The sequence below is a fragment of the Enterovibrio norvegicus genome, assembly GCF_002876705.1.
GTDB classification, from domain to species: Bacteria; Pseudomonadota; Gammaproteobacteria; order Enterobacterales; family Vibrionaceae; genus Enterovibrio; species Enterovibrio norvegicus_B.
Map to the genome: position 1 here is coordinate 241115 of NZ_MDAG01000013.1, position 16399 is coordinate 257513.

General features: G+C 47.4%; 12 protein-coding genes. All 12 read right to left on the bottom strand.

From position 1 onward, the window contains the following. Nucleotides 1–34: 34 nt before the first annotated feature. The 12 genes from BCT27_RS08630 to tssK all read right to left on the bottom strand — a co-directional run bounded on the left by BCT27_RS08630 (nucleotide 35) and on the right by tssK (nucleotide 16390). Nucleotides 35–961 carry a glycosylasparaginase gene (locus tag BCT27_RS08630; protein ID WP_017011758.1) on the bottom strand — a complete coding sequence of 309 codons (927 nt, stop codon included), beginning with the start codon at nucleotides 959–961 and terminating at the stop codon, nucleotides 35–37. A gap of 12 nt (nucleotides 962–973) precedes the next feature. Then, on the bottom strand, nucleotides 974–2365 hold the full coding sequence (locus tag BCT27_RS08635; RefSeq protein ID WP_102395562.1) for a M17 family metallopeptidase: 1392 nt from the start codon (nucleotides 2363–2365) through the stop codon (nucleotides 974–976). 89 nt (nucleotides 2366–2454) lie between these two features. Then, entirely contained in the window at nucleotides 2455–3450 is a 996-nt protein-coding gene (locus BCT27_RS08640; protein ID WP_102395563.1) for an ABC transporter ATP-binding protein, read from the bottom strand. A gap of 53 nt (nucleotides 3451–3503) precedes the next feature. Continuing rightward, nucleotides 3504–4478: an ABC transporter ATP-binding protein gene (locus tag BCT27_RS08645; RefSeq protein ID WP_017018002.1), complete on the bottom strand. Its 975-nt coding sequence runs from the start codon at nucleotides 4476–4478 to the stop codon at nucleotides 3504–3506. After that, nucleotides 4478–5506, bottom strand: coding sequence for an ABC transporter permease (locus BCT27_RS08650; RefSeq protein WP_102395564.1), 1029 nt, complete (start codon nucleotides 5504–5506; stop codon nucleotides 4478–4480). Before BCT27_RS08650 ends, BCT27_RS08645 begins: the two co-directional genes overlap by 1 nt. Nucleotides 5507–5508: 2 nt before the next feature. Continuing rightward, complete coding sequence (locus BCT27_RS08655) at nucleotides 5509–6495, bottom strand: ABC transporter permease (protein ID WP_017011753.1); 987 nt, start codon at nucleotides 6493–6495, stop codon at nucleotides 5509–5511. Nucleotides 6496–6618: 123 nt separating this feature from the next. After that, entirely contained in the window at nucleotides 6619–8283 is a 1665-nt protein-coding gene (locus tag BCT27_RS08660; protein WP_074925844.1) for an ABC transporter substrate-binding protein, read from the bottom strand. A 561-nt stretch (nucleotides 8284–8844) separates the two neighbouring features. Then, nucleotides 8845–9390, bottom strand: a complete 546-nt coding sequence (locus BCT27_RS08665; protein ID WP_102318680.1) for a hypothetical protein — start codon at nucleotides 9388–9390, stop codon at nucleotides 8845–8847. A 372-nt stretch (nucleotides 9391–9762) separates the two neighbouring features. After that, entirely contained in the window at nucleotides 9763–10473 is a 711-nt protein-coding gene (locus BCT27_RS08670) for a protein kinase domain-containing protein (RefSeq protein WP_102390184.1), read from the bottom strand. Beyond that, nucleotides 10473–13925, bottom strand: coding sequence for a type VI secretion system membrane subunit TssM (gene tssM / locus BCT27_RS08675; protein ID WP_102395565.1), 3453 nt, complete (start codon nucleotides 13923–13925; stop codon nucleotides 10473–10475). Before tssM ends, BCT27_RS08670 begins: the two co-directional genes overlap by 1 nt. Before the next feature lies 1 nt (nucleotide 13926). Next, nucleotides 13927–15069 carry a type IVB secretion system protein IcmH/DotU gene (gene icmH / locus BCT27_RS08680; protein WP_102395566.1) on the bottom strand — a complete coding sequence of 381 codons (1143 nt, stop codon included), beginning with the start codon at nucleotides 15067–15069 and terminating at the stop codon, nucleotides 13927–13929. Nucleotides 15070–15076: 7 nt separating this feature from the next. Beyond that, a complete protein-coding gene (tssK, locus tag BCT27_RS08685; protein ID WP_277869476.1) occupies nucleotides 15077–16390 on the bottom strand; it encodes a type VI secretion system baseplate subunit TssK in 1314 nt (437 codons plus the stop codon). Between the last annotated feature and the right edge of the window lie 9 nt (nucleotides 16391–16399).

Below are 16399 nucleotides of genomic sequence, written 5' to 3' on the forward strand. Positions count from 1 at the left end.
CTTTTAGATAGCGTTTTTGTTGAGTCGCGAATAACTATTTCGTCATAATCACTTCCGCTTGGCGCTCTTCAGGTTTGTCCATGCCGGTTTCCCAGAACCAGTACGTGATGTTACCTGGGCAGTTTAGGCTCACCACTTTGTGGTTGTTAAAACGGTCGATTGCGTGGATGGTCACGCCTTCGGTGTAGCCGTCTTTGAGATAATCCAAGTCTTTAATGGCTTCATAAACTGCGTCATCAAGGCTCATGCCCATTTTCATGTAAAGCACGACAGCGTGAGAAGTTGAACAACGGATCGCCATTTCCCCTGTGTGTGTACAGGCACACGCTCCGTAGCGGCTATCCGCGTAGGAGCCTGCGCCAATGATTGGGCTATCGCCTAAACGGCCTGGGTATTTCCATGCCCAACCGGATGTAGAGGTAGCAACACTGATTTTCTTGTTGATATCGCTGCTCAAAAATACCGTTGTATCACGCACGCGCTCTGGATCGGTCGCGTTGTTTGATAACGGCGCTAACGGCACGTTCGGGAAGGCAGCTTGTTCTTCTGGGGTCATCGCTTGTTCAAGCTTTTCCCACCAAACTTGCTTGGAATCTTCAATCAGGTTGTCACCCGCGACGGCACCAATTTCTTTGGCAAAAATTGCAGCGCCTTCACCGACAAGGATCTCATGGTTGAGGTCTGTCATAACACGGTGTGCAACGTCCACTGGGTGCATGTAACCTTTTAGTGCGCCAACAGCCCCCGTACGTAGGCTGTCACCATCCATGACAGAGCCATCGAGCTCCATTTCACCCAACACATTTGGCCAACCGCCGTAACCCACTGTACGCACACGCGGGTCTAACTCGACCAATTTAATGCCTTCAATCAACGAGGTTAAGCCGTCTTCACCCTCTTGTAGTCGGCGCGCCGACTCTTCAATACCCGGGTAAGCTTCTGAGTTTGCTAATAAGATCATGGTGTTTCCTCGTTATTTATTCTTTTGTTCTGTAGAGACAAGGTGTTGGCAAAGTTCGGTTAACAGCAATGCGCCGTAACCTGACGCCGCTTTGCCATAAATTTTGCGGTGGTTCATGCCCAGTGACATGGCGGCAGAATCAATGTGAATCCATTTTTGTACTGGCGAAACAAAGTGACGCAGGAACGTCGCTGCCACACATGCGCTGCCATCTGGCTCTTCACTGCCATGACGCAAATCGGCAAAATCACTCTTCAGTGATGCTTCAAACAAATCGTGGCCTGTTGGCATTGCCCAAAGTGGCTCAGAACATGCCAGACCCGCTTCTTGTGCGCTTGTCATTAAGCTTTCGTCATTACCCATCAAAGACGCATAGGCTTTGCCCAACGAAATGCCTGTCGCGCCTGTCAGGGTTGCAATGTCGATCAAGTAATCTGGGTTGTAAGTTTGCTGTGCGTAGTGGAGCACATCCGCCAATACCATGCGGCCTTCGGCATCTGTGGTGATGATTTCAACGCTCTTACCCGACGCCATGGTGACAACATCACCCGGCTTCACCGCACTGCCTGACGGCATGTTTTCCACCAAACCACACAAGCCGATGACGCGTACTGGCACGTTCAGGTTTGCAATGGCATTCATTGCCCCTGTGACGGCTGCTGCGCCGCCCATGTCAACTTTCATGGTGCTCATGAAACGCGGTTGTTTGATGCTGATGCCGCCTGAATCGAAGGTCACGCCTTTGCCCACCAAGACGATCGTTTTCTCAGCGTGTTCTGGGTGGTAATCCATACACAACAGACGCGCTTCGCGGTCACTGCCTTGGGCGATGCCCATTAAGCCACCAAAGCCAAGATCCAACATGGCTTTGTCATCGAGGTACGACAATGCAATCTTGTCGATGGCTATCTCTTGCACCGCTTGAACAAACGAAACGGGATAAATCACATTACCCGGCTTGTTCATCAACTCACGGGAGATCAACTGGCTCTTTGCAAGGATTTGGCCTTGTTCAAACGCAGACTTTAACGGTGCTTGATCACTGTTCAACTCAAACAGATTGATGACAGGTTGAAGTGTCAGGCTCTCAGTATGCTTGTAGTTGTAGGTCGACAGCGCCATGCCGAAAGAAATCCACTTAACCCATGTTTCAGTGGTAAACAATGAGGCGACTTCTGCATCCATGTGAAGTTGTAGGGTTTGCGCTTTCTTATAGGCCGATGCCAGCATGAAGCCGATGTCTTGTGCATCCGCCACGCTATAAGTGTTCTTGCTGATTTCGCCGTTAAAGCCTTCTACATCTTGGTTAAGCTCAAGTGATTTTCCCTCGCCCATTTTGATGTGAAGTGTTCTTACCGAGTCGCAGTTTTCTGCGTCAATGCGGGTAAATTCAATCTGTAGCATCGTTGTCCTTTTCTCCTCATCTCGTGATGAGTGTTTGCTTTGATAGATATTCTGGTTTTATTGTTCACGCACACATGTCGCGAGTGGCGTTATTTCTCGTAGAGATAACAACGCACGAAGTGGTTCTCAGACAGTTGCGTCACAGCAGGCAATTGTTCACGGCACTTTGGTGTTGCATGCGTGCAGCGACCCGCGAACGGGCAACCCACACTGTCTGGCGTCCACAATGGGATTTCGCCACGGTTGCCCTTCAGCTTCTCGTGAATCGATTTGCGTGGGTCAGGCACTGCTGAGACCAAAAGCTGTGTATATGGGTGTTGCGGGTCATGAATAATTTCTTCCACATCCCCCCATTCCACCATGTGCCCGACATACATCACGGCGATGTCTTCGGCGATGTATCGCGCAGTGGCGATATCATGAGTGATGTACAGCAGCGCCATTTCACGCTCGAACTTCATCTCTTCCATCAAGTTGAGAACGCCCGCGCGGATAGACACATCCAACATGGAGGTTGGCTCATCCGCCAGTACTACTTCAGCACCCACAGCAATGTTTCGCGCTAAGTTCACACGCTGGCGCTGTCCGCCAGAAAGCTGATGGGGGAATTTCGCTGCGGTTTCTTTTGCTGGCGTAAGACCAACTTGCTCGAGCAGGTGGTAAACCATCTCTTCGAGTTCTTTTTTGTTATTCGATGTCACTTTGTTGTGAATGATCAACGGACGCGCAATGTGGTGAAATATCGTATGGGTTGGGTTTAACGAACCGAACGGGTCTTGCCATACCATTTGCACGCCTTGACGGTATTTCATCAAGTCATCGCCTTTGGTGATGGTTTGAATATCTCGACCGTAGTATTCAATGCTGCCGCCCGATGGCGGATACATCTTGGCGATCATTTTAGCGGTGGTCGACTTCCCAGAACCTGATTCACCCACCACAGCGAGGCCGCGGCTTTTATACATTTTGAATGACACATCGTTGATGGCACGCATCTTCGATTTCTTCAAAGAATTACTGTTGACGGCAAAGTCTTTAATCAGGTTTTTGCCTTCAACGATCGGTGTTCCTAGTGGCTTACTCATAACATCTCCTACATACACCCTGAACCATCAGGGTGTATGGTATTAATCACGTCTTAACCTAGCTTTTGCGTAAATAGGTGGCAGTTAGATAGGCGACCCGGTTGAATCTCGCTCAGCGTGGTTGACTGGCTAAAGCACGATGGCTGCGTTTTGCTACAGCGCGCTTGGAAGCGACAACCCTGCGGGATTTCAAGCAAGTTGAGCGGGTTCCCAGGGATCCCAGTCAATCGTGTTTTCGGGCCCGTGAGTGGTGGAAATGAGCTCCCCAACCCTTCGGTATAAGGATGGAACGGGTTTTCGAGGATTTGCTTAGATGGCGCAACTTCAATCAGCTCACCGGAGTACATGATGCCAATGCGATCAGAGAACTCGACCATCAATGAAATGTCATGGGTGATGAACAGAATTGAGAAACCAAACTCTTCTTTTAGTGCGTAGATCTTTTGCAGGATTTCGCGTTGAACCACCACATCCAGCGCGGTAGTTGGCTCATCCATGATGATCATTTTCGGATTCAGTGCGAGCGCGATGGCGATCACTAGACGCTGACGCATGCCACCTGAAAACTGATGCGGAAAATCACGCAAGCGACTTGGGTGAATATCCACGATTTCTAGCAGTCCTTCGGCACGACGAACCGCTTGCTCACGCGTGAAGTTGGTGTGACGCATGATCACGTCACAGAACTGTTCTTCCATCGTAAGCACTGGATTCAGGGCGTTCATCGCACTCTGAAACACCATGGATATTTCGCTCCAACGGAAGTGCGACATCTGACTGTCAGACTTCTTAAAGATGTCTCCATGACCGTCAAAGATGACTTCACCGCCAGAGATAAATGCAGGTGGTTTGTGCAAACGCATCAGCGAGAATGCAACGGTCGACTTCCCACAGCCAGACTCGCCTGCAAGACCGAACACTTCGCCTTTACCAATGTCAAAACTGACATTGTTTACCGCACGTACATCGCCTGCATCCGTGATGTAATCAACACACAGATTACGAATGGAAATTTGAGGGTTTGTCATTATTTCGCCCCCTCTTCAAGTACGTGTTGAGGTGCTGCTTCTCCTTGAGCGGCAGCACTTTTCGCCATTTTGTTGCGCGCAGTCCAGCGGCGCATACCCTTGTGAGAGCGCAATTGCGGGTTCGCGATTTCATCCACGGCGAAGTTAAGCAGTGACAAGCCAATCGCAATAAAGGTCAGAGCCAAACACGGAGGAAGAATTTCCCACCACGCGCCAACCAACATCGACGAAGACGTCTGAACGTTGTATAGCATTACGCCCCAACTGATCGAGTTTGGATCGCCCAAACCAAGGAAGGACAAACTGGCCTCCGTCATGATGGCCAACATCACACAACCGATGAAGCTTGCGCCTAGAATCGACATCAAGTTTGGTAGGATTTCGACCGCAATAATACGGAACGGCGATTCACCCAATACCTCAGCTGCACGCACAAACTCTTTTTCACGCACAGACAAGGTTTGCGCTCGCACGACCCTCGCCCCCCATGCCCATGATGTTATCGCAATCACAATGGCGATCGTCATTGGCCCTGCCTGACCAATAAATGCCGCGATAATGAAGAGCAACGGAAGCTGCGGCACCACCAGCATGATGTTCATGGCCGCTGACAAATAGTCATCCACTTTGCCACCGAAGTATCCCGCAGAAACACCAATCGCTGTCGCCAAGAAACAAACCATAAGACCGGCACCTAGGCCGACTGAAATGGAAGTGCGTGCGCCATAAACAAGCTGAGACCAAATATCACGACCCATACGCGATGTGCCTAAAACGTGTTCCGCTTTTTCTGACATCATCAATGTTCGTTTGTTGGTCGCAAGCGTGGTCGCAATCCAACCATCTGGGTTGTTTTGCGCTGCTTTCACAACAAACGCAGGGTACTCGTGCGGATTGCCCGTTCCCTTCTCAGGGTCATGCGTTGTGATTTGAGGAGCAAAAATTGCAGCCAACACAAAAAGGGCAAGAATACACAATCCAGCCAATGATTTGAGGTTGCCTGCAAGCAGTTTAAATAACCCCTTCATAATTATTTTTCTCCCTTACGAAGGCGAGGGTCGAGCACCACGATCAGAAGGTCGGCCATAAAGTTAAAGAACAGCATGAACATGGTCATAAGAAGCAGCTGACCTTGCAGTACTTGGTAGTCACGTGCGTGGATAGCGTTAAGCAACACTGTGCCTAAGCCCGGGTAGTTAAAAATCATTTCAACGATGAGCTGGCCGCTGATAGCCGTGCCGAGCGCCATAGAAAGTGCCGTAACACTTGGCAGCATGGAATTACGCGCTGCGTAGTTAAAGATAACGCGGTTTTCGCTCAACCCTTTTGCGCGTGCCATGGTGATGAAGTCTTCGTTCAGCAGGTTAATCATGTTGTTACGCATGCTGATCAAGAAGCCACCAATTTGGCTGACGGTCGCACAGGCTAACGGCAATGCTGCGTGATATGCGACGTCTTTATAGAACGCCCAGCTACCCCAATCTGGCAACGTACCTGACGTATATGCATTGCCTGATGGGAACCACTCCAAACCAATCGCAAAGGTATAAAGCACCAGCATGGCGACAACCACGGAGGGAACAGCTTGCACGACCAGCATACTTGGAGAGATAAATGCATCGTAATAGCTACCACGACGCCACGCGGCAAAGATACCCAGTACTGAACCAATACAGAAAGAGAGAATAACGGCGGTGCCCGTTAGAAATAACGACCAACCAACCGCGCCACCCAACAATTCATTAACAGACAGCGGGTAGAACTTAATTGAAATACCCCAGTTACCAGTGAATATATTGGCGAGATACGTAAAGTATTGTTGATATAAAGGCGCATCAACAAAACCTAACAGTTTTTGCATCGCAGCAATACGCTCAGGACTCACATGAGCCATTGCGTTTGCAAACATCATGGTGACAGGATCACCTGGCATTGCACGAGGCAATATAAAATTCAATGTTGCTGCAAATAACAAGGCGACAAAATAAAAAGATAAGCGCCGCATGAAGAAACCCATAGTTCCGCCCTACTTAAACACTAATAAAATAATTCTTTAAATAAATGTTAAACCCAGAAATGGATTAGATTATTCAGAAAAAAGGAAAAAGCGGCCAATACAGGGATTGGCCGCAGGGTATATTTACGCTTTTGGTTTTAGATCCAATACGTGTAACAAACGCTCGGGAACACCCGCCCAAGATAAAGGACGACCTTTCGGGTTCTCTTCACTCCACCAACCCGTGAAGCGGCTTTCATTAAATTGGTATACATCAACACCGGACATCACAGGAATCGTCACTTGGTTTTCAGCAATTATTTTCTGGATTTTATGCGCGATGACCATTTGCTCTTCTTGATTGCCCGTTTTGTAGAAGCTATCAAGCAGCGTATCTAGCTCTTCATTCTTGAAGAAATGCATCGCGAAGCGTGGCATGCTCGCGCCTTCTTGATAACGAGAGTGGTACGCGCTGTTCCAGTAGCGATGTGGATCTGCACCGTTGAAGTAGTTGGTGTAAGCCACGTCATACGTGCCCGTTACCATGGCTTTGTTGTATACCGCGAAATCTGCAGTGCGCGCTTTAGCGTTGATGCCGACGTTTTGCAGCTGCTCAACACCCAACTGAACGGTGTTGTTGAAGTCAGTCCAACCTGTTGGTGATTGAAGCTCTAGCTCGATTTTTTTACCGGTTGGCGTTTCAATAAAGCCGTCACCGTCGATATCGACGAAGCCCGCCGATTTCAACATCGCTTTCGCATTCTCAACACTGTATGTGTTGAAGCCTTTGTATTTGTTATAAACGTCTTTGTCAGCCCAGAATTCAAAGACTTTACCTAAGCCAGATGCGTAGTCATTCACCACGCCGTTACCGTAAAACGCGATATCGATGATCTTTTGGCGGTCAATCGACATGGAGAACGCGCGACGGAAATCGACGTTGTTGATGGCTTCATTGTTACCAGGGTGTGGTGTTTTGAAGTTCAACATGAAAGCTTGCGCACTCGCAGCGGGGTACCAGTACTTGTGATTAGGGTTACGAGCCGCGTAGGTGCTATCGATGTCTGGGATAAACGCTGCCGTCCAATCCAATTCAGATTTAATGATTTTACCCAACAGTTGGTCGTTGTTTGCAATCTGTGGAACGCGCAAACAGTCAACTTCTAGGTTGTCGTTGTCCCAATAATTTGGGTTACGACACTGCACATAAAGTTGCGGTGTAAACGTATCGATCTCGGTGAACGGACCTGAGCCCACTGGGTTTTCGTTGGTAAACATTTCAGGTTGTTCAACCTTTTCCCAAATGTGTTTTGGCACGATTGGAATGGTCGAAATTTCGTAAGGCAGGTTAGAGTTCGCTTCGGTCAGATTAAAGATAACCTTGTCACCATCACGCTCTATGCTCTTGATCCAACGGTCCATGCCTTTCGGGTCAAGCTCAGGTTTTTCATGAATCAGTTTGAACGAGTAAACCACATCTTCCGCAGTGAATGGCGTGCCGTCTGACCATTTCACACCTTCGCGGATAACGAAAGTCACTTGGGTCAGGTCTTCAGACATGTAGTAGTCTTTCGCCAAACGCATCACCGGCTTGTTGCCGTGCATTTGGTTGAAGATCACCAATGGCTCATAAATAAAATCCGTCGTTGTACGCAAGTTTGTCGCTAGGTACGGGTTGAAGTTACGTATCATCGTTGGATAAAAATCAGACACGATAGTGAGCTGATTTTTTTCTGCAGCAATGGCAGTGGGTGCAGTTAGCGCAGCCAGCGTGAGCACCGCAAGTTTTTTATATTTATTCGTGACCATTAAGAGTCCTTACTACATGTTCATTGGTGAGGTTTTTAAATATGCACTTAAACGCATTATTCAATGAGCGACACTATGAACGCATTTTAATAATGTTCAATTGACGAAACTCTCAAAACGATATTTTAAATTATTTATTACCTTTTCAAGATCGCGATCTCATATCCATAAAGGCAATTAATAAAAATCAGTTAAAAAACAGAATCAGACCACGTATTAATTTATTTTACACACAAAGAAACCGACAGAGAGTTAAACAACCCTAGCCAGCAATATATATTTTAAATAGTAATGAAAGGAGTAAGCCATGAATAGTGAATAGTAATTTATTCCAGCATTTTTCAATTATGACTTTCAGTGAAGGAAGATCACATACTATTCCTATTGCTCCATTTAATTCACTCAGGTGATCTTAAACAGATTAAGGGAAAGTGCAGAGTGGATTAATCGTACAAATGCTGGACAAGCGTCGCCAAACAGCCGAACCGTGATATGTGCTGAAAAAATCAGCAAGCAATATGAAAAGCCTCTAAACCTCTAAGTAAGTAAGTAACCAAGCCCCTAGGCAATACTTCTTCGCAGCGCGCTGAGCTGCTCGATATCAGGCATGGTTTGACGAATGGTATCGGAGTAACACCAAGGATAAGGTAGCCCTTGTGCCCAACTCACTATTTCTTCTGATACATCGGAAGACAACATCGCAATTTGTTCAATGGTGATCACCAGTTTTACGGCGCGGGAATCGGTTTCTCGGTCAAACGTCCAACGATAATTGCCCGTACCCATACGAACGCCGCCGCTTTTACGTTCTGTCATGCACACCATCCACTTACAAGACAATTCATATTCGGTTGAATCTGATTTGTCTGCGAGGCAGAACGTATGAACGTTTTCATACGCATCGTTAAAGTGACGAACAAGGATATCTGTGATGGCATCGAGTCCATCGGTAATGGCAGGGAACGACATGTTCTCGGTTTTAAGGATCATCTCCAGCGTCGCATCCTCTGCAAACGCAGTAGACATCAAAGCAGGTTCATTTTTGTCCTTGGCTCGAATGTAGTTCTCAACAATGGTGAGATGTCCGCAGTTTAGCGCATTCAGCATGGTTCATGTCCTTCAGTTCAATAGCCATAACTTATAGAGAAACCGTCGTTCTTGCCACCTTCTTGCAATGTGAAGAGCTGTTCTTTCAGAAAATCTCGTTTTTGCGCCTTACTCTAGCGATTGAAGCCTTAATAATAATTTTCGATCTTTTACTAAAAACCCACCTCTGAAGCAATTTCCACACTGATACCTATCAGATAGTTAGAAGCAAAATTGTCGCCATCAGTACACATACTCATACCGAGGTATACACCTGAAACAAAGAATTTGATCAATAAATCCGCGAGTAAACACCCAAAAATCGTTCAATATTCAAACGACCGGTACGTCATGCGAATAAATCTACACCGCACTATTTTGGAGAGAATAGATTTATGGCTGTTTTCGTAGCCAATCCATGGTCTTATCAATTCGCTGTCGCCCTGTTTCTGACAACTCAGTCTTATCCATTTGCCTCAACCAGCGCGTCAACGCGAACCAATCATCAGACGCTTGGACGACACCTTCACCTTTTGCCTGTGCGTCTGATGAAAAGCCCTTACTCATATGCCATGACGTCAGGTTTTTGCGTGACAACCCGATCGGCAATGCCGCACCGAAATCAATCAAACACACGCCATTGCCTGTTGGATCCCACAGCACATTCGAAGGTTTAATGTCTCCATGTATCCACCCGGCCTGATGGCAGTGTCGCACCGCTTTCAATAACGCTGGCAGCAAGGCGGTAAACGTCTCAGCCTGATGCGGACTCAGTTCAATCAATGGAACCATGTCGGGATGGTATTCCACCGAAATAAACCGTGTTGCAGGATAAAGCGCAAGAGCCTGTTGAACACCCTCACCTTTGCATGCAGATAAAGCCTCCCACTCGCGCTCTAAACTTGACCTCTCTGAACCAGGTGCACACCTGCGCAACACCACAGCGTCACCGGTTTCAATCTCTGTCGCCAAGTACGCATTCGGAACGGGCTTTGAGCTCAGCGCTTTTGTTAACGTGAATTTTCGGTCCAGCACCTTCCCGACTTGCCAACTTTCCTGCATCGCAAGGGTTTCCGCTAGCAACTTGAGATGGTTAGGTGTCATCAAAGTCTCCTCGGCAATGAGAATTGCGTGAACAAATCTTTATCGAGTACAACCACACTATCTTGCAGGGTGTAATCGAGAACGATTTTATGTGTGTCTACCTCATAGTTTAGTTTGTTGATTCGACGATCACTGGTTGAGCTCGTCACCCCATCAAAAATCGCCCGAAACAACGCCCACTCCCCTGAGTAAGAGCGGGTCGCCAAGCGATTGTCTCCTTGGTAAAAGCTCGTACTTAGATAGCCATCAATCCCCATCGACGGCCAAGACACATTTCTCCATACTCTCGGACCATGACGGTAACTGAATACGTTTTCCACCTCGCGAATCTGGAACTCCGTTACGTCAGTACTCATTGAACTTGGACGCAACGACACTTGTAGCGCCAGCTCTTGTCCCGCTGAACCAAAGAACAATTCGCTAATGGTTTTGGCTTTCTTAATCTGATCACGGGTCGATGCCGAGATAGGCATGGCTTGGCCATCAATTTGTCGTAACTTCAACAAGCCGTTATCCCAATACACAAACGGCGCAAGCATCTGATCGATAAAACTATCTAGCTTGCCTTGTGGCTTAAAGAAGCTTGAAAAGTCATCAATAGCCACTTCTCCGCGCCCTTGTAACGCAAATGGAAAACGCCCAGCAACGGTTGCTGCGTAATATTGATAGACCTGCTCATCCCACTGCTTGTTTAAGTACCCCGCACTGGCGTAAATCACTTGCTGCCACGACTGACGCTCTATGGATTTTACCCAACCCGCCACTTGTGCTGGCGCTTTGCTTGACTGGCGACCAAACAACACCAAAGCATCTTGGCTGCCTTGTGCATGGGCGATGGCATAATCCATCATGATTTTGCCTGGGTCAGGGCTCGTCAACGCCGTATCAAAGTAGGTATTTAAGCTGTCGAACTGTGCGATGAGTGCATCGACAGGCAATGGGCTTTTCGCATCCCCCAGCCCTTTTAAGAAAGCGCTGTAGCTTGCGAAGGTTTCATTCACAACATAAGAAGGCTGAAGTTTTAACAACTTGTCACCTGCCACACTGCCAACCTTATCTGCGGCTTTCGCAACTTTACCCAATTTGAGAACCTTCGCGCCCTGTTGAAGTGCTGTTGTATCTCCTATTTCTTCTTTTGCCAGCGTTGTGTTGACCACGATAGCATCTAACAAATCCAGCAAAGGGCCACTCGATGGCTCTCGTGAAAGACGAAGTGAATAGCTCAAGTCATTGGTAGAGGCAAACTGTCGAACCTCAATGTTGTTGAGAATGTCTTGCCAGCGATAGATGTAATCCGAAAAATATAAACGTTGGATCTGCTTACTGAGCGCCGTCATTTCAGGGATAGAAGCTGGTGACAGCTCACCTTGAATGGCTCGAAACTCCTCATACTGCTGTTTCAGCACTGGCGAATTGGCAGAGAGATCAAGGCTGTCATACCCTTGCTTAGTGAAAATTTCGGGCATCACATAGCCATGGAAACCATCAGAGAAAGTAAACAAAACGTCGAATTTGTCGCCTAATTGTCGTCGAACATCCACCTGGGCACGATAAGCTGGCAAGCTCTTTAATCTGGCATAGATCAAGCGCTCAGGTGACAAGCCGTCAAGATTACTCGATGCCACTGAAATGAGTTCTTGGTTTGGCGTAATAGCGTGGTCGTACTGGCTTTCAAACAAATCATCCAACAACAAAGACAACGACTTCACATCACTCATGGACGCTTCACCTTGGTCTTCTAAGTTCTCCAGTAAATAGGAAATCAACGCTGCCTTATCCAATTGCTGTTTGTTGAACAACATTTTGTAGTAACGCAGAATCTCAAAAATACGGGTTGGATTTCCAAGACTCACATACACATACAACTCATTGCTGATCAATTCTTCAATACGAGGCAACAAGAACAAGTGAAGTTGCTCTTCATAGGTGTTGTAGACTTTGCTTGCGGTGTCTTGCTGTTGAACACTCACTTGGTTGTACCAAGGACGAGGTGTTACGCCTTCTTTCACCACCCCCCTAAGCTCACTCAAGACTGAGATCGTATCAATGACCGTGTGTGATTCTTTGGCTAATCGTTGAATGTCATTTTGATAAAGGCCTAGTTGGGTTAACGCCTTACTGCGCCAAGTTTCATCGTTATCCCAATTTTCTTTCATTGCGGCAGACACGCCGCTAATCACTATGAATGCCACCACCACCATGCCAGCTCGCGACAACAAATAGCGCGTTTGACGAAATGGGTTCATGGCCGTGACTTTGCGCTCTGGCAGCAAAACGTCCGAGAACAAACGACCAGCAAAGTAACCACGTCGTCCTGGCAACTGGTCTCTACGCACCAATGCATTGAATTCTGCACGCTCGGCGACAACCTGAGTGAGTAAATCCAACTCTTTGCCGCTTTGACCACTCGATGCGAGATAAATACCGCGAACCCATACTGCGCTACGAACACGATTTTCGCGACCAACATCCGCCATCAATACGCGTGCTTGATCGAAGAAAATACGCAATTGGTAAGGCAATGCGAGCACTGAATCCGTGCGTTCGTTGCTGACATTTCGCAGCAAGGTCATTTGTTGTTTAGCCAGATCTTTGAGCAGCAGTTTTACCTTTTCATCAAACTGAATGGTGTCGAAACGGCGAGTGTCATCATTTGATAAAGTGATACCGAACGGGTTGTCGACATCTCTCCCAGAATAGCTTTCAAAAAAAGGCACGAAATCGGCAATCGTATCTGCTTTGGTAAACACGCTATAAACGGGAAGGTTGATGCCAAGCGCCTCACACAAAGAGAGCACAGCATCTTGCAAGGTTGTCGCTAACGCTTGGGCATCTTTCTTGTCGGCTTCGATCAACTGATTGGCTTCCACAACCGTCAACACACCGTTTAAACCTTGTCTTGGACGGTATTTCATTAATTGCTGTGCCAACACCTTCCACAAGGCAGGATCGATACCATCATAATCAAACAGTCGATGCCCTGCTTCAATCACCACGATTTGGTCATTGCTCCAAAAGCGCAGATATTGTGTGGCGTCCGTTTCACTCAGTTGAACATCAATGACAGGTTCGAGGTCATTTTGACGAAGTAACGCACTTTTGGCGCTATTTTGGCGTCCGATAAGAACATACCAAGGTAACGAATACATGCTCGACAACTTACGGTTACCGTCACCTTTAATTTTTCTGGTCGACGCCGTGAAGATGTCTCGAATCGCTTTCGTGTCTTGCTCGAGCAAGACTTGTTGATCGTGTTTTTGAATAGATTCTTCGGTTTTAGGCTTAGAGAAAAGACCAAAAGCCAGCACCAGAAAAGGCAAGACAAATGCAACGATAAGAAACGCCATCCGTGCCCATGAAACACTGGAATCGACAGGAAACACCCACCAGCCAAACAAACATGCACCTGAAAGTAACAGTGCGAGCAAAAATAGTAAGAATGCCTTTTTCATATTATTGCTGCGCCCTCCTGATCGTCGCATTCAATCCGTAGCGAACGTTCAGTTCATTTTTTAGTTTTTTAATTGCCTTCAGGTTGTTACCAGCATCTAAGATGACTTCTATTCCTGAATCTGATTCAACGGAATACGTGTCATAGCCAGACTTGCTAAGGTTATTAGAAAGCCTCAGCGCATCCGCAGACTCTGAGAACACAGCAAGCAGAATTTCCCAAACCACAGTGACCGAAGCAGGCGTCGTCGCTTCGACGTTTTCAGTCTCATTCAATGGCAACAAACCCAAATCTTGTTCCGTGCTCACATACACCAAATCTTGGTTGGTTTTTGCCAAATTAACCTCTGATAAATCGAGGGTAGCAAACTGACTGAGCAGCGCATCGCTGCGGGTGTGGTACCAATATTCAGACGCGAAATATCCACCACCCAGTAACACGCAAGACACTGTAACTATCTTCGCTATGCTTAATGGCTTTTTCGGTTGTGTGTGTGTGTTTAATTCAGGAGTTCGCGGAATAGGAAGCGGCGATTCTTCGCGATAATGACGAAGAATGCCGTAAACGTCAGATTTAATGTCATGAAGCGCACCCGGCTCAACATGGCGATAGCGACCTTTAAAACCAAGCATGATCAGGACGTATTGAAGCTCTATAAAGTCCGCGAGTTTTGCAGGCTGCTGACAAGCTTTTTCCAACAGCACAAAGAACACTTCACCGCCATTACGCTGATTGAACACCTTGCTCAGTAAGGAATGATTCTCCCATCGAGCCCGTTGTCCCCACTCGGTATATAGAATGATTTCATCGAAGGTTGCACACAGTACAAAACATGCTCTATCAATTACACTGGGGTGATAATCAAGGTACAAGCCGCGACGCTTAAAGTTAGCAATTCCATCTAGCACTTGTTGGCGAAACCGCTCAAGATCTCTTGGCTCTCCTTGCCGCGGCAAGGTCACTAACGTGCCAAGCAATTCCGTTGCGGCGTTCAACAACGGGCTGCCATAGACCGCTAGATTTTCTATCAGCTGACCACTGTCACCCAATTCAGGCAACGTTTCTTGAGGTGCCGACTGGGTTTGCACTTCCAATTGCTGTCGACGGACAACAATGGTGGGTTCTTCGTTAAAGAGTCCGCTCATACACTGCCTACCTGATCACATGGATTTCAACAGTGACATTGCCCACACGCTCATCAATATGCAGCGCAATGGGTTCATCTTTCTTGACGAGAGACTGCCAAAGATCCGATTGGATATTCACTTCGAAGTACGCGGCGTTGCTGCGTGATTTCAACTCTGTCGGTGCGACAGGTAAATAGCGAAGTTCGACGCCAGACAGCGCATTACGCACAAGATCGGCAATGTCACTGTTTCCTGCCATTTTGGCTGCCATAGAGAACTGTTCACCCAACTCGACCGCCCCCAGATCGTCGGATGACACAACGACAATGAAGCGACCACTGTTGAAGAGCGCGCGATCTTTCACGATGGTGCGAAGCAGGCGACGAGAGACAAACAGGCTAGTGTCCCAAGGCAAGGTAGTGACATTATCCAATTGAACTTCACGCAACAGCACTTGCATTTCAGCGAATGCAATAGAAAAATTATCGTACATGGCGTTGGGGTTCCAGGTCGGAAACGACTCTGGCATTCGCCCTTCCAGCCCTTGCATTTGGCCAACCATAGCAATGCACTCTAGGTAGAGCGCTTCAGCGGTTAACGCCCCCGTGTCTAGCCAATGGCGAATCTTCGGTAGCCAGCCGCCCAAGGTTTGCAGCCAAAGGTAATCACGCATCAGTGCTTGATAACTCTTACTGCCGCTGTCGACTTGAAGACGATTAGAAATGGTTTGCGCGCGATACTGCATTTGCGCATAGATTTCTGATACGCAATCTTTCAAATAATCCGACACATTAAAACTCAAACAAGCAGGAACAAATGCCTTGTTGAGTAACACTTCACCTTCCGATTTATGTTCCGACACAAAGGCCACTGGAAGTAAGGTGTAATCTTGCAGATCTTCACCTTCTAGCTTTAGGACTATGTTCAGTTGCGCCACTTCTAGCGGCACGGCTTCGCTGTGATCTCGGCTCGTATCATAGGCCTGAAATTCCAGAGGTATATTGCGCATATGCTGACCTTGGCCCACATCAACAACACCCGCGCGATACACAGGGACCGCCAAATATACACGTTTATTCAACGTGCCTTTAGGAATGTCTAGTACCAAACCTTGCGCCATTTCGAAAGGTGTACCATCAGGGAATATCCCCTTGGCTTTTTTCACGCCAACCTTGCCAATTTTGGGCACAGAAGCGTCAAATTCAAGCTCCGACAGTCCAAAGTTTTTTGGCGCGATTTGCCCACAATATGATTTTGCGAAATGCTCTAAATACCGCTCTTGTTGTTGGAAATGTTGAGGGCTAAGAAACATGCCCTCACTCCAAACGACCTTTTTCATGTCCACGGT

Bases quoted from the DNA above. Each gene is read 5' to 3' on its own strand.
- BCT27_RS08665 (WP_102318680.1), bottom strand. From the start codon at position 9,390: ATGCTGAATGCGCTAAACTGCGGACATCTCACCATTGTTGAGAACTAC.
- BCT27_RS08670 (WP_102390184.1), bottom strand. From the start codon at position 10,473: ATGACACCTAACCATCTCAAGTTGCTAGCGGAAACCCTTGCGATGCAG.
- BCT27_RS08650 (WP_102395564.1), bottom strand. From the start codon at position 5,506: ATGAAGGGGTTATTTAAACTGCTTGCAGGCAACCTCAAATCATTGGCT.
- BCT27_RS08660 (WP_074925844.1), bottom strand. From the start codon at position 8,283: ATGGTCACGAATAAATATAAAAAACTTGCGGTGCTCACGCTGGCTGCG.
- BCT27_RS08630 (WP_017011758.1), bottom strand. From the start codon at position 961: ATGATCTTATTAGCAAACTCAGAAGCTTACCCGGGTATTGAAGAGTCG.
- BCT27_RS08640 (WP_102395563.1), bottom strand. From the start codon at position 3,450: ATGAGTAAGCCACTAGGAACACCGATCGTTGAAGGCAAAAACCTGATT.
- BCT27_RS08655 (WP_017011753.1), bottom strand. From the start codon at position 6,495: ATGGGTTTCTTCATGCGGCGCTTATCTTTTTATTTTGTCGCCTTGTTA.
- BCT27_RS08645 (WP_017018002.1), bottom strand. From the start codon at position 4,478: ATGACAAACCCTCAAATTTCCATTCGTAATCTGTGTGTTGATTACATC.
- tssM (WP_102395565.1), bottom strand. From the start codon at position 13,925: ATGAAAAAGGCATTCTTACTATTTTTGCTCGCACTGTTACTTTCAGGT.
- tssK (WP_277869476.1), bottom strand. From the start codon at position 16,390: ATGAAAAAGGTCGTTTGGAGTGAGGGCATGTTTCTTAGCCCTCAACAT.
- icmH (WP_102395566.1), bottom strand. From the start codon at position 15,069: ATGAGCGGACTCTTTAACGAAGAACCCACCATTGTTGTCCGTCGACAG.
- BCT27_RS08635 (WP_102395562.1), bottom strand. From the start codon at position 2,365: ATGCTACAGATTGAATTTACCCGCATTGACGCAGAAAACTGCGACTCG.